Genomic DNA, 15,796 nt, shown 5'->3' on the forward strand with positions numbered 1-15,796 from the left:
CCCATGCCCTGTCCAGCTCTTCCCGACGGGTTCGACTTCACCGACCCCGATCTGCTGCACGCCCGTGTGCCCCTGCCGGAGTTCGCCGAGCTGCGCCGGGCCGAACCGGTCCGCTGGATCCACCAGCCGGGCAACGTCGCCGGTTTCCAGGACGAGGGGTACTGGGCCGTCACCCGGCACGCGGACGTCAAGTACGTCTCCACGCACCCCGAGTTGTTCTCCTCGTACCTCAACACGGCGATCATCCGCTTCCACGAGAACATGCAGCGCGAGGCGATCGACGCCCAGCGGCTGATCCTGCTCAACATGGACCCGCCGGAGCACACCCGCGTGCGCCAGATCGTGCAGCGCATCTTCACTCCCCGGGCCATCCGGGCACTGGAGGAACGGCTGCGCGAGCGCGCGCGGACCATCGCCGCGCAGGCCCGCGAGCGCTCCGGCCCCTTCGACTTCGTCACCGACGTCGCCTGCGAACTGCCCCTGCAGGCCATCGCCGAGCTCATCGGCATCCCGCAGGACGACCGGGCGAAGATCTTCGACTGGTCCAACAAGATGATCTCGTACGACGACCCGGAGTACGCGATCACCGAGGAGATCGGCGCACAGTCGGCCGGCGAGCTGATCGCGTACGCGATGAACATGGCGGCGGAGCGCAAACAGTGCCCGGCGAAGGACATCGTGACCACGCTGGTGGCGGCGGAGGACGAGGGAAACCTGAACTCCGACGAGTTCGGCTTCTTCGTGCTGATGCTGTCCGTCGCGGGCAACGAGACGACCCGCAACGCCATCACCCACGGCATGCACGCGTTCCTCACCCACCCCGAGGCGTGGGAGCTGTACAAGAGGGAGCGGCCGGAGACGGCGGCCGAGGAGATCGTGCGGTGGGCGACCCCGGTCAACGCCTTCCAGCGCACCGCGACCCAGGACGTGGAGCTGGGCGGCAAGCAGATCAGGAAGGGCGACCGGGTCGGCATCTTCTACGCGGCCGCCAACCACGACCCCGAGGTCTTCACCGACCCCGACACCTTCGACATCCTGCGCGACCCCAACCCCCACCTCGGCTTCGGCGGCGGAGGCCCGCACTACTGCCTCGGCAAGTCCCTGGCGGTCCTGGAGATCGACCTGATCTTCAACGCCATCGCCGACGCCCTGCCGGACCTGACCCTGGTCGAGGACCCGGACCGGCTGCGTTCCTCGTGGATCAACGGCGTCAAGCACCTTCAGGTGCGGGCGGGTTGACGATCTCGGGCCGGCGGCATCCCGGAGCCGCCGACCCGTCCCGCGGATCTCGAGGGAGGCAGGAACATCCCCCCTACGCCCCGTTCCTGCCTCCCCCGAGGGCCGCGGCGCCCCCGTAGGGACCGCGCGTCCCAGCCCAGGCGCCTCCGTCAGCTCGGTGCCGGCTCCTTCGCCTCCCGGGGCTTCTCGCTGACCGCCGCCGCCGTGGCGAACCGCGCCCGCGGCCCCTGCAGCAGATACGTCAGCCCGAAACCGGCGCCGACGACGGCCGCGCCGCCCGCCGCGTCCAGCACCCAGTGGTTGCCGGTCGCGACGATCGCGGAGACCGTGAAGAACGGGTGCAGCAGGCCGAGCGCCTTCATCCACCACTTCGGCGCCATGACCGCGATCACCACTCCGCACCACAGCGACCACCCGAAGTGCAGCGAGGGCATCGCCGCGTACTGGTTGGTGAGGGCGGTCAGGGTGCCGTAGTCCGGCTTGGAGAAGTCCTGGACGCCGTGGACGGTGTCGATGATGCCGAGGCCGGGCAGGAGGCGCGGCGGGGCGAGGGGGTAGAGCCAGAAGCCGACCAGGGCGAGGAGGGTGGCGAAGCCGAGGGCCGAGCGGGCCCAGCGGTAGTCCACCGGACGGCGCCAGTACAGGACGGCGAGGACGGTCAGCGGCACCACGAAGTGGAACGACTCGTAGTAGAAGCCGAAGAAGCCGCGCAGCCAGTCGATCTTGGCGACCGCGTGGTTGACGGTGTACTCGACGTCGATGTGCAGGAACCGCTCGATGTCGAGGATCTGGTGTCCGTGCGCCTCGGCCCGCGACCGCCCGCCCGCGTTGGTGCCGCCGGTCGCCGCGAGCCTGACCTTCTGGTAGGCGGCGTAGGTGACGCGGATCAGGAGCAGTTCGAGCAGGAGGTTCGGGCGGGAGAGCACCCGGCGCAGCTGGGGCACCAGCGGCACGTGCTTCAGCCGCGCCGGGACCGGCTCCGCGTACTTCGTGGGGACCGGCGCCTGGTAGTACGGCGAGGTGCGCGACAGGAACGGCACCACGGTCGCCGCGGCGAGGGCCGCGAGCAGGACGACGTTGTCGCGCAGGGGGTCCATCGCCGACATGTTCGGCAGCATCATCTTCGCGGGCAGCGTCATCACCAGGACGACGGCGACCGGCCAGACGTACCGGTCCGAGGCCCGCTTGCCGACCCGGCCGACGACCGCGAGCAGCACCCACAGCAGCTGGTGCTGCCAGGTGGTCGGGGACACGGCGATCGCCGCGCAGCCGGTGACGGCCACGGCGAGCAGCAGCTGGCCGTCGCGGGCGTAGCGGACGGCCCGGCGGACGCCGAGGACGGCGACGGCGGTGCCGAGCGCGAAGAAGAGGGCGATCTCCAGGGGGCCGTTGAGGCCGAGGCGGAGCAGGGCGCCGTGCAGGGACTGGTTGGCGAGGTCGTCGGCCTTGCCGCCCAGGCCGGTGCCGGCCATGTGGTGCACCCAGTAGGTGTACGAGTCGTGCGGCAGCGCCGCCCAGGCCAGTGCGGTCGCCGCGGCGAAGGTGAGCCCGGTGGAGACGGCGGCCCGGCGGCGGCCGGTGAACCACAGCAGCGGGGCGAAGAGCAGCACGGTCGGCTGGAGGGCGGCGGCGAGGCCGATCAGCAGGCCGCTGGCGCGCTCACCCCGGACGACGAAGCAGCCGACCAGCACGAGCAGCACCGGCAGGATGCTGATCTGCCCGAGCCAGAGGGCGTTGCGCACCGGCAGGGAGAGCATCAGCAGGCTGATCGCGACCGGCGCGGCGAGCTGGGAGGTGCGGCGGCTGACGGGCTGGGGCAGGGCGCGGGCGGCGACCAGGCCGAGGGCGACCACCAGCAGCAGCGTGCCGAAGGTCCAGCCCCAGCCGAGGGCCTGCTCGGCCGCACGGGTGAGCGGCTTGAGGACGAGACCGCCGAAGGGGGTGCCGGTGAACTGCGTGGAGTCGTACAGCGACCCCTTGACGTGCAGGACGCCGTTCGGGCCGACCCAGGTCTCCAGATCCGTCAGCCGCTCGCCCCTGGGCGTGCTGAGGACGACGGCCATCTGCCGGACGGCGAGGACCGCCGCGACCAGCCACAGGCCCAGGCGGGCCGCGCGCAGGCGTCCCCTGACCGCCTCGGCAGCCGTCGCCTTGAAGGCTTCCGCCGGTCGCCCGCCATGCTCCACGTTCGCCACGCCCCGTCGGCCTCCCGCCCCATTGTTTCTTTCAACCCCCGGAAGAAGACGCAGGCTACCCCGGCTTCACCTGTCGTCCGGCCTCCTTTTGTCTGGATGACGATAGTCCGCAGGGGGTGGGGTTGCCTCCGGGGGTAGCGAGATGGATCACAGGTAAAGCCCGCGGAAAGCTCTCGGCACCGGACAGACACACCTGCGTAGGCGGCATTTAGGTGCACTGTGCAACGACTTGCGTACAACCCGTGAGGGCGACAAGTGCGCCTATGGTCGCTTTTCGGCCTGCCGCCAACGCTGCCGCGTGGGCCCTGCCTCTGTCCCCGATGAAAGGCAGGCGAGCGAAGTCTTGGCCACCGCCACAGCCGCCGTCCCGTCCGTACGCACCCGATCCCGTGAGGTCACCGCCACCGAGCCCGCCCTGGTCCGCCGTGCCGTGAAGGCCGCCGCGCTGGGCAACGCGATGGAGTGGTTCGACTTCGGCGTCTACAGCTACATCGCGGTGACGCTGGGCAAGGTGTTCTTCCCGTCCGGCAACCCGACCGCCCAGCTGCTGTCGACCTTCGGCGCCTTCGCCGCGGCCTTCCTGGTACGGCCGCTGGGCGGCATGGTCTTCGGGCCGCTCGGCGACCGGATCGGACGGCAGAAGGTCCTCGCCGTGACGATGATCATGATGGCGGCGGGCACGTTCGCGATCGGCCTGATCCCGTCGTACGCGACGATCGGCGTGGGGGCGCCGCTGCTGCTTCTGCTGGCCCGGCTGGTGCAGGGCTTCTCGACCGGCGGTGAGTACGCGGGCGCGTCGACCTTCATCGCCGAGTACGCGCCGGACAAGCGGCGTGGGTTCCTGGGCAGCTGGCTGGAGTTCGGCACGCTGGCCGGCTACATCGGCGGCGCGGGCCTGGTCACCCTGATGACGGCCCTTCTCTCCCCGCACGACCTGGTGACCTGGGGCTGGCGCGTCCCGTTCCTGATCGCCGGCCCGATGGGCGTCATCGGCCTCTACCTGCGTATGCGCCTGGAGGAGACCCCGGCCTTCGCGGCGGAGGTCGAGAAGGCCGAGTCCCACCGCCCGAAGGTCCCCCTGCGCGAAATGATCACGACCCAGTGGAAGGCGCTTCTCCTCTGCGTCGGCCTGGTGCTGGTCTTCAACGTCACCGACTACATGCTGCTGTCGTACATGCCGAGCTACCTCACCAGTGAGCTCCACTACGACGAGACGCACGGTCTGCTGGTCGTGCTCGCGGTGATGGTCCTGATGATGATCGTGCAGCCCTTCGCGGGCGCCCTCACGGACCGCGTGGGCCGCCGCCCGGTCATCGCGGCCGGTTGCGCGGGCTTCCTCGCCCTCTCCGTCCCGGCCCTGCTGCTGATCCGCCAGGGCAGCCTCGCCGCGGTGGGCCTCGGCATGGGCGCGCTCGGCCTCCTCCTGGTCTGCTTCACCGCCGCGATGCCGTCCGCCCTGCCGGCCCTGTTCCCGACCCGCGTCCGCTACGGCTCCCTCTCCATCGGCTTCAACATCTCGGTCTCCCTCTTCGGCGGCACGACCCCCCTGGTGGTCACGGCCCTGATCAGCACGACGGGCAACATGATGATGCCGGCGTACTACATGATGGCCGCGGCGGTGATCGGCGGAATCGCGGTCTGGTTCATGCAGGAATCAGCAGGCCACCCCCTCCCGGGCTCGGCCCCATCGGTGGAACGCTGAGCGCCGACGCAACACCGTCAGCGGGGCCCTGCTCCCCTGCTGATCGTTGCCGCCCTGGCCGAAGCGGCCGCGGGCCGGAGCACCGCACCGTGCTTCGGGTGCGGAACCCGTGATCCGTGTGCTCGTTAGGGTGCCTAGTTAGAATTCTTAACCGACCGCAGGACCAGGCCATCGAAAGGCACAGGGGAATGAGCGAGTCGCAGCTCTGGGACGCCGTTGACGACTATTTCACCGCCCGGCTCTCGCCCGATGACGAGGCGCTGGAGGCGGCCCTGCGCGACAGCGAGGCGGCCGGGCTCCCGTCGATCGCCGTCACCGCGCCCCAGGGCAAGCTGCTGCAGCTCCTCGCCCAGATCCAGGGCGCCCGCACCATCCTGGAGATCGGCACCCTCGGCGGCTACAGCACCATCTGGCTGGCCCGCGCCCTGCCCGAGGACGGCCGGCTGATCTCCCTGGAGTACAGCGCCAAGCACGCCGAGGTCGCCGTCCGCAACATCGCGCGCGCCGGCCTCGACCGGCTCGTCGACGTACGCGTCGGCCCCGCCCTGGAGTCGCTGCCCAAGCTCGCCGACGAGAACCCGGCCCCCTTCGACCTCGTCTTCATCGACGCGGACAAGGTCAACAACCCGCACTACGTGGAGTGGGCGCTGAAGCTCACCCGCGCCGGCAGCCTGATCGTCCTGGACAACGTCGTACGGCAGGGCCGGGTCGCCGACGCGGACAGCACCTCCCCGGACGTCGTGGGCACCCGCGCCGCCATCGACCTCATCGGCGAACACCCCAGGTTGACCGGTACGGCCGTCCAGACGGTCGGCGGCAAGGGGTACGACGGGTTCGCGCTGGCGCGGGTGCTGTAGGCGGCGCGGCCGCCCCACGGGCCTCGGCTAGAACTCGTGGAAGAACCCCACGTTGACGCTGCGCGGGGCGGTGCGGTCGCGGATGACGATCTCGCCGTTGCCGCCCCGGGGCAACGCCACCGTCCCGCCGTAGGCGAGCGGCTGCGCGTACTCCCCGACGACCAGCCGGACCTCCGACGACGGGTCGGGCTGCGAACCGCGCAGCCAGGTCACCTGCCAGGTGCCCTCCGGGCCGCACAGGAACTCCAGATGGACCCGGGAGACGAACAGCCAGTCGTCCGGCGTCACCAGTCGGCACGCGGACTTGTCCCGGCCCACCCGCAGCACGGCACCGGGCTCGCTCGGCGCGTCGGCCATCAGCATGCCCGCCGTGGCCCCCTCTTCCCCGGAGACGGTGGCCATGGTCAGTTCGAGCACGTGCGCTCCTCGTGAAGTGTCCCTACACAGCGGGCGCATGATAAATCGCCCGGCCAGGTCGCGTCCGGCACAATGGAGTCATGACCGAGCGAAAGCCACCGGGCGTCCCGTTCGAGTCCTGGGTCGACAAGCAGATCCGCGACGCGGAGAGACGCGGAGAGTTCGCCCAACTGGCCGGAGCGGGCAAGCCGTTGCCCGCCGGAACCGACACCACGTACGACGAACTGTGGTGGATCAAGCAGAAGATGGCCCGTGAGGGCCTCTCGGTCCTGCCACCGACCCTCGCCCTGCGCAAGGAGGCCGAGGACGCCCTCGCCGCGGCGTACGCGGCACCCTCGGAACGCATCGCCCGCAAGATCGTCACGGACGTCAACGTCAAGATCCGGGACATGATGTTCAAGCCGCCGCCCGGGCCTCCACTCGGGATGAAGCCGTACGACGTCGAAGAGGTCGTACGCGAGTGGCACAGGCGCCGGACGGCGGCGGAGGAGTCGGCGGGAGAGTCAGCCGTGTAGCAGGCGCTCGGCGAGCTCGCGGTAGTCGCGCAGGGCGAGCCGGAGCTGCTCGGTGTCGGGGTGCGTGCCCTTGCTCCTGGCCTCGTCACCGTCCTGCCAGGACGACCGCAGGGTGCGCCGCCGCCGGGTCACGGCCTCCGCGAACCGGCCGGCGATCTCCTCGACCACCTGGTCGGCCTCCCGCACGGCGTTCCGCGGCTCGTCGACGAACCCGGAGACCGCCTGCCGCAGCCGCAGCTCCAGCTTGTCGCACTCCTCGTGGGGGAGCAGACGGGTCGTGGAGCCGGTGGCGGAGGTGCCGGCACCCGTGCCGGAGGTGCTGGAGCCCGTGGCGGAAGTGCCGGAGGTCGCGGTGCCGGGTTCGGTGAGGTCCGTGGTGTCCGTGACACCCGTCGTGCCGGAGGTACCGGAAGCACCGGTGTCCTCGGCGCGAGCCTCGTCCGGGGTCGGGAACGGAGGGACCGTCCGGCCGTGGCCGCTGTCACCGCCCGCCACCTTCTCCGGGTTCCGTTCGATGGTCTCGCGCTCGGTCTCGTTCGGTGTCGGTGCCGCCGTCCGCCGCGTGGTCCCGTCGGCGTCGGCACTCTTCCTCGCGCCCGTACCCGGGCCGGTCGTTGCGTCGGTCATGTCGCTCAACTGCCCTTCACGTGACGTCGGTTGAGGGCGAACGGGAGGTGGCCGTTCGATCGGGCGGCCGCCGGGGCCGTGGTCTTCTCGTCGGCGTGGTGGATCGGCGAGGTCAGGTCCTCGAAGAGCGCACGGGCCTCGACCATGGCCTCCCGCAGCTCCTCCGTGTCCGCCCGCTCGCCGTCCCGGCCGCCCGCGCCGCCGCTGACGACGCTGTGGACGCGCCGGTAGCCGTGGACATGGTGACCGTGGTGGACGGAGATCGCCTCGAGCTGCTCCTCGTACTTGCCGTCCGGGAAGCCGCGCACGGCGGCCAGCTCCGACAGCAGCCGGTCGGCCTCGGCCACCGCCTCCCGCGGCGAGTCGACGAACCGCTCCTGCGCGGCCGCCCAGCGAGCCTCGAACTGCTCGCGCTGAGCCGGCTCCAGCGCCCGCTCGCGCAGCGAACCGTGCCGCTCCACGCGCTCGGTGAGCTCGCGCTCGGCGGCCTGGGTGTCCCCGCCGTGCCGGGCCAGCGTCCGGTCGTACTCGGGCCCGAAGCGCCGCTTCAGGTTCCGGCCGCCGTGCGGGCCGCGGGCGCGCGAGGTCAGGACGGCCGCGACAACGACCACGGCCGCCACGATCACAATCAGAGCAATGATCAAGCCTGTGGACATGGGTGCCTTCCAGTGTGTCGGCCCCTCGGGCCGGTTCTTTGACCGGGTTGCCCGCAAACCCCCGCTCAAACTGCGCCCGACATCCACGGGACCGGCGTGTCGAATGAGCCGCGGCCCGATCGACGGCAGGGTGAGGGCGCCACCAGGGCGCCGGATTCCGAGGAGGTCATGATCATGGGTGAGGTCATCGCGCGGCTGGCCATGTCGCTGGACGGGTACATCGCGGGCCCCGAGTCGGGGCGGGAGCACCCTTTGGGGATCGGCGGGGAGCGGATGCACTCGTGGGTGTTCGGGCTGCGCAGCTTCCGCAGGATGCAGGGTGTGGAGGGCGGGGCGACGGGCCCGGACGACGACCTGATCGCCGAGCATGTCCAACGGCCCGGCGCGGTCGTGATGGGTCACGGCATGTTCATCACGGGCGAGATCCCGTGGGGCGAGGAACCGCCCTTCCACGCGCCGGTGTACGTCGTCACCCACCACCCCCGCGAGCCCCTCGTCCGCAAGGGCACGACCTTCCACTTCGTCACCGAGGGGCCCGGGCGCGCGCTGGAGCTGGCCCGCGCGGCGGCCGGCGACAAGGACGTCTCCCTGGCGGGCGGCGCCGACCTGGTCCAGCAGTTCATCCGCGCGGGGTGGCTGGACGAGCTGCTGCTGCACGTCGTGCCGGTGCTCGCCTGTGGCGGCCGCCGGCTGTTCGACAACCTCGGCGACCAGCACATCGAGTGGCACAAGACCCAGGTCCTCGACTCCCCCGAGGTCACGCATATCCGGTTGCGCAAGGTGGCCGAGTCCGGCTGAGAATGCCGTCCATGACCTGGACCGTAGCCCCGGAGCCCGTCGACTCGGCCGTGGCCGCCGCCCTGTGGCGGGCGTACTACACGGAGGTCAGCGACCGCTGGTACCTCCTGCACGAAGGCCACCGGACGGACCCCGCCGAACTGGAGCGGGAGATCGCCGCCAACCCCGGCTCCGAACTCGCCCCGCCCACCGGCCGGTTGCTCGTCGCCCGGTACGACGGCGTTCCGGCCGGCTCGGCGGGCGTACGCCTGCTGGACACGACGACCGCCGAGCTGACCCGGGTGTTCGTGGCCGAGGAGCTGCGCGGCAAGGGCGGCGCCCCGCTCCTCGTCGGCGCCGCCGAGGAGGCCGCCCGCTCCCTCGGCGCCCGGCGGCTGGTCCTCGACACCCGCGGCGACCTCGTCGAGGCCCGTGCGCTGTACGCGCGGCTCGGGTACCTCGAGACCGAGGCGCACAACGACGACCCGTACGCCGAGCACTGGTTCCGCAAGGAGCTGGTCAACTGAGCTCTGTCGTCCGGCCCTTCTGGGGCTGTTCGCGTTCCGAGCCGCACAGCTCGTCGTTCAACTCCTTCACCAGTTGGACGAGGTCGGTCGGGCGGTCCGGGCCCCACCAGTCGCCCAGGAGTTCGGCGAGGGAGTCCTCGCGGGCCCGGGAGAGCCGCTCGGCGACCTCGCGGCCGGTGTCGGTGAGGACGAGGTCGAGGCCCTCCCGGACGGCCAGGCGCCGCTCCTCGACCTGCCGGGAGGCGTCGAGGATGACCTCCAGCGGCACGGGACCGCGCTCGGCGAGGACGCCCGGCTCGACCCAGCCGTAGCGCTTGATCCGCAGCAGCAGCCAGCTCGCGCCCGGCAGCAGGTCGTAGCCCGCCCGCTCGGTGATGGTGCGGTAGATCTCGCGTCGGCCCTCCCGGGTGCCGAGCACGGACAGCGCGCGGCACACCTCGTCGTACGAGGAGCGTTCGACCGGGTTGCTGGCCAGGGTCTCCGTGACGTCGGGCGCGGTGACCGAGCCGCGCAGCTTGTCCTCCTTGAGGAACCAGGCGAGCACGAAGCCGAGCAGCGCGACGGGGGCCGCGTACAGGAAGACGTCGGTGATGGAGGAGGCGTACGCGTGCACGGCGGGGGCGCGCAGGGCGGGCGGGAGCGAACCGATGCCGCGCGGGTCGGACTTGAGCGCGTCCGCCGAGACCCCGCCGGGCAGCCGGACGCCCCGGAAGGCGTCCGTGAGCTTGTCGGAGAGACGGCCGGCGAAGACCGTACCGAAGATCGCCACGCCGAAGGACGCGCCGATCGAGCGGAAGAAGGTCGCGCCGGAGGTGGCGACGCCGAGGTCCTCGTAGGAGACCGCGTTCTGCACGATGAGCACCAGCACCTGCATGACCAGGCCGAGTCCGAGGCCGAAGACGAAGAAGTACGTGCTCATCACGGCGGTGGAGCTGTTCTCGTCGAGCCGGTGGAGCAGGAGCAGGCCGATCGTGGTGACGGCCGTACCGGCGATCGGGAAGACCTTCCAGCGGCCCGTACGACTGACGATCTGTCCGGACACCGTGGACGACAGCAGCAGGCCGAACACCATCGGCAGCATGTGCACCCCGGACAGGGTGGGGGTGACGCCCTGCACGACCTGCAGGAAGGTCGGCAGATAGGTCATCGCGCCGAACATGGCGAAGCCGACGATGAAGCTGATGACGGCGGAGAGCGTGAAGGTGCGGACACGGAACAGCTTCAGCGGCAGGACGGGTTCGGCGGCGGCCCGCTCCACCTGCACGAACACGACGGCGAGGAGGACGCCCAGCACGGCGAGCCCGACGATCTGCGGTGAGCCCCAGTCCCAGGTGGTGCCGCCGAGCGAGGCCACCAGCACCAGACAGGTGGCGACGGAGGCGATGAGGAAGGTGCCGAGGTAGTCGATGACGTGCCGGGTGTCCTTGCGCGGGATGCGCAGCACGGCCGCGATCACGGTGAGCGCGACGACGCCGACGGGGAGGTTGACGTAGAACACCCAGCGCCAGCTCAGATGCTCGGTGAACAGTCCTCCCAGCAGCGGCCCGAGCACGCTGGTCGCCCCGAACACGGCCCCGAACAGCCCCTGGTAGCGTCCGCGTTCCCGCGGCGGTACGACGTCCCCGACGATCGCCATCGACAGCACCATCAACCCGCCGCCGCCGAGCCCCTGGACGGCCCGGAAGGCGATCAACTGGGGCATGTTCTGCGCCATGCCGCACAGCGCGGAGCCCACCAGGAAGATCACGATCGCGGTCTGGAACAGCCGTTTGCGCCCGTACTGGTCGCCGAGCTTGCCCCACAGCGGGGTCGCGGCGGTGGAGGCCAGCAGGTACGCGGTGACGACCCAGGACAGGTGCTCGAGCCCGCCGAGATCGCTGACGATCGTCGGCAGGGCGGTCGACACGATGGTCTGGTCGAGCGCGGCGAGCAGCATGCCGAGCAGTAGTGCGCCGATCGAGACGAGGACATTCCCGGGCACGTGCGGGTCCCGTGCCTGCCCTACGTGCCCGGCCACGGCGGGCGCATCCCCTGCCATGAAGGCCTCCCTGGATTCAAGTCGTTCCGCGGCGTGTTCCGCCGTGATTTCCCATCGTGGTGGGAGTGACCGGATATGGCCTGTCGAGTCCTGCGGAAGGAGGGATTCCGGGGGCTTGTGGGAGATGGGATGGAGAAGATCTGCATAATCCTTGGAGCTCGCGAGGCGAGCGTGTGTCCGAGTGGAGGGAGGGACGAACGCGTGACAGACCCGGAGGGTCGGCGGTGCCCGGAGTGCGGAGCACCGAGAGACGCCGACAACACGCCGTCCTGCGCCTGCACCCGGCGCGCGTCCGAGGCCCTGCTCGAGACCCGCACGGCGGAGGCGGCCGCGGCGGAGGACTTCGACCCGCTGCGCATACGGCCGTACGTGGAGCTGGAGGGCGCCGACGCGGGCACGACGATGCCGTTACGGACGCTCCGCCCCGAGGGACCGGGCCTGGCCGCGACACCGGCTCCCTCGGAGAGCGGGCCCAGCACCCAGGATGTGCGGCTGTTCGAGGCGGGGCAGACGGAACACGAACCGGGGGATGACACCGGACGGCCGCGCGGGCGTCGCCGTACCGTGCTGCTGGGCGCTGCCGGGGCGGTCGTCGCCGTGATGGCCGCGGCGGGGCTGGCGAGCGGGCTGTTCTCCTACGAGCCGCCCTCCCGGGACGACGCACTGCCGCACGACGTCCGCGCGAGCGTGCCGGACACGTCGCCGAGCACGGCGTCGGTGACGCCGTCGGGCCGTGCGGCCCCGGCGCGGCCGTCCGTCGCGGCGACCCCGTCCGTCAACTCCTCGGCGTCCGCCTCACCGACCCCGTCCACCACACCGAGCTCCTCGCCGACGCCGTCCCGCTCGCCGAAGCCGGCGACGACTCCGCCCACGGTCACGGCCACCGGCACCGTCGGCGCGCCGAACGCCCAGCCCAACACCCAGCCCCCGGTCCTCCGCCGCGGCTCCGAGGGCCCCGAGGTCACCGAACTAGAATTGCGCCTCACCCAACTCGGCCTCTACACCCGCACACCCACGGGCCACTACAACGAGGCCGTGGAGGACACGGTGAGGCGCTACCAACAGGCCCGCGGCCTCAAGGTCCCGGAGTACGGCGTCTACGACCTGGTGACCCGGTCGCACCTGGAGTCGGAGACGACGGAGCCGTGACGACCCCGGTACCGGCCAACTGGCCGCCCACCCCGATCAGGACGGCCCGCCTCGTGCTCCGCGCGTCCGAACCTAGGGACCGCGCGGCCTTCGTGGACCTGTTCTCGTCACCGGAGGTGGGCACCTATGTCGGCGGCCCCCGACCGCGCGCCGAGCTCGAACAGGAGACGCCGGAGGTGCCCGGACGACGGCCCGGTCTGTTCGTGGTCGAACTCGCCGCAGCGATGATCGGCATGATCACACTGGACCGCCGCGACAAGGAACGTCCGGGTCACGTCCGCCCGGAAGCGGGCGAGACGGAGCTCGGCTACATGTTCCTGCCGCACGCCTGGGGCCACGGTTACGCCGCCGAGGCCTGTGCGGCGGCGCTCGGCTGGTTCAGTGACGTGGCTCCCCGTGAGCCGGTGGTGCTGTGCGCCCAGACCGCCAACGTCCGCTCGACGCGCCTGGCCATGCGACTGGGGTTCGCCGAGGTGGAGCGGTTCGAGGAGTACGGCGCCGAGCAGTGGTTCGGCGTGTGGCGCGGGAAGCCGCTCCGGCAGCCGTCGCCGGACTAGCCGACGTACAGGCGGATTCCTCCGTCGGTGGTTGGCTCTGCCCGTACCTGGGTGAGGTCACGCACCACGACGTCCGGGTCGTGGAAGTCGGCGCGGGCTCCGACGCCCACCACGCGCATGCCGGCGGAACGGCCGGCCGCGATGCCCGCGGCGGAGTCCTCGAACACCACGCACTGCGCGGGGTCCACTCCCAGTTCGGCGGCGCCCTTCAGGAAGCCCTCGGGGTCCGGCTTGCTGGCGCCCACGCACTCCGCCGTGATGCGGATCTCGGGCAGCTCCAGGCCCGCCGCGGCCATCCGGGCCGTGGACAGGGCCACGTCCGCCGACGTCACCAGCGCGTGCGGCAGGCCCCGCAGCGACTCCAGGAACCGGCCCGCTCCGGCGATCGGCACGACCCCGTCGACGTCCGCGGTCTCCTCCGCGAGCATGCGGGCGTTGTCCGCGTGGTTCTGCTCCATCGGGCGGTCGGGGAGCAGCAGCGCCATGGTCGCGTGTCCCTGACGTCCGTGGGCCACCTTCATCACCTCGTCGCCGTCCAGCCCGTGCCGCTCGGCCCAGCGCCGCCAGATGCGCTCGACGACGGCGTCGGAGTTCACGAGGGTGCCGTCCATGTCCAGCAGGAGGGCGCGGGCGGTGAGGACGGTGGGCACGGTGGTGACCGTCATCGGCAGCTCCAAGGCGTGGCGGAAGGGCGCGTCGAGCAGACCCCGGAAGGGACAAAGCGCCCCGCCCGCCGGTCAGGGAAAACGGGCGGGGACCACTTTGTTTCTCCACGGTACAAAATCGGGACGGCATCCGCCACCACCGGGCGGAGAGTTCACCGGCCGTTCAGCTCGGGCCACGACCGCCGCGCGCCGCTCAGCCCGCGACCGCCTCCCACAGCCCCCACACCCCGAGCCCCAGCATCAGCAGCGCCGCGATCTTGGTGATGAGCGCCAGCGGCACCCGCTTCATCAGCGCCTTTCCGCCGACGATGCCCAGCCCGGCCACCGCCCACAGCGCCAGTACCGCGCCCAGGCCGACCGACAGCGGGTCGTCGTACCGGGCCGCGAGGTTCGCCGTCATGATCTGCGTCAGATCACCGAACTCGGCGACGAGGATGAGCATGAAGCCGGCGCCGGCGACCTTCCAGAAGGACTGGTCCTCGGGCCGGCGGATCTCCTCCCCGTCCTCGCCCTTCTGCAACAGCAGCATCGCGGCGCCGGCCAGGAACAGCACGCCCGTCAGCGCGTGCACCAGCCGTTGCGGCAGCAGGGTCAGGACACTGCCGGCGGCCACGGCGAGCACGACATGCAGCGCGAAGGCGGCGGCGACGCCCGCGAAGACGTACGAGGCGCGGTAGCGCGTGCCGAGCACGAGCCCGGCCAGCGCGGTCTTGTCCGGCAGCTCGGCGAGGAAGACGACGCCGAAGACGAGCGCCGTGACGGTGATGCTGATCAAGAGGTCCTCAATCGGTCGGGCCGCCCCACCGAGAGTGATCACGTCTTCGGGAAGACACCTCGGCAGGGCAGCGCACTGGTCACCCGCGCCATGGGCACGGACATGCACTGCTTGCCGAAGGTCTCGCTGGCGAGGTCCCTGGGACCCGCCTCCGGGCGCCGGCTCAGACGAGCTGAGCAGTATGTCGACGGTCCGGCGAAGAGCTACTCCCCTTCTGCGCCGTCCATGGTACGCGACGCCCGGGCGGGAGAAAGTTCGACCGTGAACCTTGTCGTGTCATGTACGCGTCACTAACTTCTTACCGAACGCTCACCCGTCCGCAACACGGCGCGACGAGCATTCCCCCGCTCGCCCTTCAACGCCCCCGCCCGACAAGGGAGTTCGCATGCCGAAGTTCTACGCGCGTCGACGGCTCAGCATACTCGCGGCTCTTACCGGTCTCATAGCCTCCGCGGCCCTCTTCAACGGCCCGGCCGCCTCCGCCGCCCTGCCCACCCCGGTCAGCGCCGCCACCGCCCGCAGCTACCTCGCCTCGCTCACCGTGGCCACCGAGAACCGCACCGGCTACAGCCGCGACCTGTTCCCGACCTGGATCACCATCTCCGGCACGTGCAACACCCGCGAGTACGTCATCAAGCGGGACGGCAGCAACGTCGTCACCAACTCCGCCTGCACCGCCACCAGCGGCTCCTGGTACTCCCAGTACGACGGGGTCACCACCACCGACCCCAGCACCTTCGACATCGACCACGTCGTGCCGCTCGCCGAGGCCTGGGACTCCGGCGCCTCGGAGTGGACCACCGCCCAGCGCCAGTCCTTCGCCAACGACGTCACCCGCCCGCAGCTCATCGCGGTCTCCGCCAGCTCCAACCGCTCCAAGGGCGACGACGACCCGGCCGAGTGGGTGCCCACCCGTTCCGCGTACGTCTGCACCTACGTCCGCGCCTGGGTCCAGGTGAAGTACTACTACGACCTCTCCGTCGACTCGACCGAGAAGTCCGCCCTGCAGAGCTACCTCGCCGGTTGCTGATCGTTACGCACGGAGCCTCGCCTGCCCCCTCCGTCGTTCCGTACCGTACGGGACGACGGAGGAGCGTGAT

16 protein-coding genes are annotated in these 15,796 nt (G+C 71.1%); 9 read left to right on the forward strand and 7 right to left on the reverse strand.

Features of this window, described 5'->3' with window-relative positions; translation table 11 throughout:
• Positions 1–3 precede the first annotated feature (3 nt).
• Positions 4–1,239, forward strand: a complete 1,236-nt coding sequence (locus ACWCQ1_RS22130) for a cytochrome P450 (RefSeq protein ID WP_133041290.1) — start codon at positions 4–6, stop codon at positions 1,237–1,239.
• A 149-nt stretch (positions 1,240–1,388) separates the two neighbouring features.
• On the opposite strand, the gene ACWCQ1_RS22135 is transcribed toward ACWCQ1_RS22130, so the two are convergent.
• Positions 1,389–3,434, reverse strand: a complete 2,046-nt coding sequence (locus ACWCQ1_RS22135; RefSeq protein WP_451027183.1) for a bifunctional glycosyltransferase 87/phosphatase PAP2 family protein — start codon at positions 3,432–3,434, stop codon at positions 1,389–1,391.
• A gap of 343 nt (positions 3,435–3,777) precedes the next feature.
• On the opposite strand from ACWCQ1_RS22135, the gene proP reads away from it, so the two are divergent.
• Together proP and ACWCQ1_RS22145 are read left to right on the forward strand one after the other, a co-directional pair.
• The gene (gene proP / locus ACWCQ1_RS22140; protein ID WP_451027184.1) at positions 3,778–5,136 is read left to right on the forward strand and encodes a glycine betaine/L-proline transporter ProP; all 1,359 of its coding nucleotides are present in this window, start codon (positions 3,778–3,780) and stop codon (positions 5,134–5,136) included.
• Positions 5,137–5,324: 188 nt separating this feature from the next.
• On the forward strand, positions 5,325–5,993 hold the full coding sequence (locus ACWCQ1_RS22145; RefSeq protein ID WP_133041284.1) for an O-methyltransferase: 669 nt from the start codon (positions 5,325–5,327) through the stop codon (positions 5,991–5,993).
• A 27-nt stretch (positions 5,994–6,020) separates the two neighbouring features.
• On the opposite strand, the gene ACWCQ1_RS22150 is transcribed toward ACWCQ1_RS22145, so the two are convergent.
• Entirely contained in the window at positions 6,021–6,410 is a 390-nt protein-coding gene (locus tag ACWCQ1_RS22150; RefSeq protein ID WP_133041283.1) for an FHA domain-containing protein, read from the reverse strand.
• Between the two features lie 80 nt (positions 6,411–6,490).
• On the opposite strand from ACWCQ1_RS22150, the gene ACWCQ1_RS22155 reads away from it, so the two are divergent.
• Complete coding sequence (locus ACWCQ1_RS22155) at positions 6,491–6,925, forward strand: DnaJ family domain-containing protein (RefSeq protein ID WP_133041282.1); 435 nt, start codon at positions 6,491–6,493, stop codon at positions 6,923–6,925.
• On the opposite strand, the gene ACWCQ1_RS22160 is transcribed toward ACWCQ1_RS22155, so the two are convergent.
• Positions 6,914–7,552 carry a hypothetical protein gene (locus ACWCQ1_RS22160; RefSeq protein WP_358593565.1) on the reverse strand — a complete coding sequence of 213 codons (639 nt, stop codon included), beginning with the start codon at positions 7,550–7,552 and terminating at the stop codon, positions 6,914–6,916. The two genes, ACWCQ1_RS22155 and ACWCQ1_RS22160, sit on opposite strands and share 12 nt — an antisense overlap.
• A gap of 5 nt (positions 7,553–7,557) precedes the next feature.
• Positions 7,558–8,208: a hypothetical protein gene (locus ACWCQ1_RS22165; protein WP_133041281.1), complete on the reverse strand. Its 651-nt coding sequence runs from the start codon at positions 8,206–8,208 to the stop codon at positions 7,558–7,560.
• A 174-nt stretch (positions 8,209–8,382) separates the two neighbouring features.
• Here ACWCQ1_RS22165 and ACWCQ1_RS22170 point away from each other — a divergent pair, with 174 nt between their 5' ends.
• Together ACWCQ1_RS22170 and ACWCQ1_RS22175 are read left to right on the forward strand one after the other, a co-directional pair.
• A complete protein-coding gene (locus ACWCQ1_RS22170) occupies positions 8,383–9,006 on the forward strand; it encodes a dihydrofolate reductase family protein (RefSeq protein ID WP_133041280.1) in 624 nt (207 codons plus the stop codon).
• Between the two features lie 11 nt (positions 9,007–9,017).
• The gene (locus tag ACWCQ1_RS22175) at positions 9,018–9,512 is read left to right on the forward strand and encodes a GNAT family N-acetyltransferase (protein ID WP_358593564.1); all 495 of its coding nucleotides are present in this window, start codon (positions 9,018–9,020) and stop codon (positions 9,510–9,512) included.
• On the opposite strand, the gene ACWCQ1_RS22180 is transcribed toward ACWCQ1_RS22175, so the two are convergent.
• Complete coding sequence (locus ACWCQ1_RS22180) at positions 9,505–11,550, reverse strand: MDR family MFS transporter (RefSeq protein ID WP_451027185.1); 2,046 nt, start codon at positions 11,548–11,550, stop codon at positions 9,505–9,507. The genes ACWCQ1_RS22175 and ACWCQ1_RS22180 overlap by 8 nt on opposite strands.
• 201 nt (positions 11,551–11,751) lie before the next feature.
• On the opposite strand from ACWCQ1_RS22180, the gene ACWCQ1_RS22185 reads away from it, so the two are divergent.
• On the forward strand, positions 11,752–12,699 hold the full coding sequence (locus ACWCQ1_RS22185) for a peptidoglycan-binding domain-containing protein (protein ID WP_451027186.1): 948 nt from the start codon (positions 11,752–11,754) through the stop codon (positions 12,697–12,699).
• The gene (locus ACWCQ1_RS22190; protein ID WP_451027187.1) at positions 12,696–13,256 is read left to right on the forward strand and encodes a GNAT family N-acetyltransferase; all 561 of its coding nucleotides are present in this window, start codon (positions 12,696–12,698) and stop codon (positions 13,254–13,256) included. The genes ACWCQ1_RS22185 and ACWCQ1_RS22190 overlap by 4 nt, the downstream gene beginning before the upstream one ends.
• Here the strand turns inward: ACWCQ1_RS22190 and ACWCQ1_RS22195 are convergent.
• Positions 13,253–13,921 (reverse strand): HAD family hydrolase, encoded by a 669-nt coding sequence (locus ACWCQ1_RS22195; RefSeq protein WP_451027188.1) that lies wholly within the window; start codon positions 13,919–13,921, stop codon positions 13,253–13,255. The two genes, ACWCQ1_RS22190 and ACWCQ1_RS22195, sit on opposite strands and share 4 nt — an antisense overlap.
• 193 nt (positions 13,922–14,114) lie before the next feature.
• Positions 14,115–14,696, reverse strand: a complete 582-nt coding sequence (locus ACWCQ1_RS22200; protein ID WP_451027189.1) for a TMEM165/GDT1 family protein — start codon at positions 14,694–14,696, stop codon at positions 14,115–14,117.
• 385 nt (positions 14,697–15,081) lie between these two features.
• Here ACWCQ1_RS22200 and ACWCQ1_RS22205 point away from each other — a divergent pair, with 385 nt between their 5' ends.
• Positions 15,082–15,726 (forward strand): HNH endonuclease family protein, encoded by a 645-nt coding sequence (locus tag ACWCQ1_RS22205; protein ID WP_358593561.1) that lies wholly within the window; start codon positions 15,082–15,084, stop codon positions 15,724–15,726.
• The last annotated feature ends 70 nt before the right edge of the window (positions 15,727–15,796 follow it).

The sequence above is a fragment of the Streptomyces sp. NPDC002144 genome (genome assembly GCF_053593695.1).

Coding starts and splice junctions, on each gene's coding strand:
- ACWCQ1_RS22180 (WP_451027185.1), bottom strand. CDS start 11,550: ATGGCAGGGGATGCGCCCGCCGTGGCCGGGCACGTAGGGCAGGCACGG.
- ACWCQ1_RS22130 (WP_133041290.1), top strand. CDS start 4: ATGCCCTGTCCAGCTCTTCCCGACGGGTTCGACTTCACCGACCCCGAT.
- ACWCQ1_RS22195 (WP_451027188.1), bottom strand. CDS start 13,921: ATGACGGTCACCACCGTGCCCACCGTCCTCACCGCCCGCGCCCTCCTG.
- ACWCQ1_RS22165 (WP_133041281.1), bottom strand. CDS start 8,208: ATGTCCACAGGCTTGATCATTGCTCTGATTGTGATCGTGGCGGCCGTG.
- ACWCQ1_RS22205 (WP_358593561.1), top strand. CDS start 15,082: ATGCCGAAGTTCTACGCGCGTCGACGGCTCAGCATACTCGCGGCTCTT.
- ACWCQ1_RS22145 (WP_133041284.1), top strand. CDS start 5,325: ATGAGCGAGTCGCAGCTCTGGGACGCCGTTGACGACTATTTCACCGCC.
- ACWCQ1_RS22170 (WP_133041280.1), top strand. CDS start 8,383: ATGGGTGAGGTCATCGCGCGGCTGGCCATGTCGCTGGACGGGTACATC.
- ACWCQ1_RS22160 (WP_358593565.1), bottom strand. CDS start 7,552: ATGACCGACGCAACGACCGGCCCGGGTACGGGCGCGAGGAAGAGTGCC.
- ACWCQ1_RS22175 (WP_358593564.1), top strand. CDS start 9,018: ATGACCTGGACCGTAGCCCCGGAGCCCGTCGACTCGGCCGTGGCCGCC.
- ACWCQ1_RS22155 (WP_133041282.1), top strand. CDS start 6,491: ATGACCGAGCGAAAGCCACCGGGCGTCCCGTTCGAGTCCTGGGTCGAC.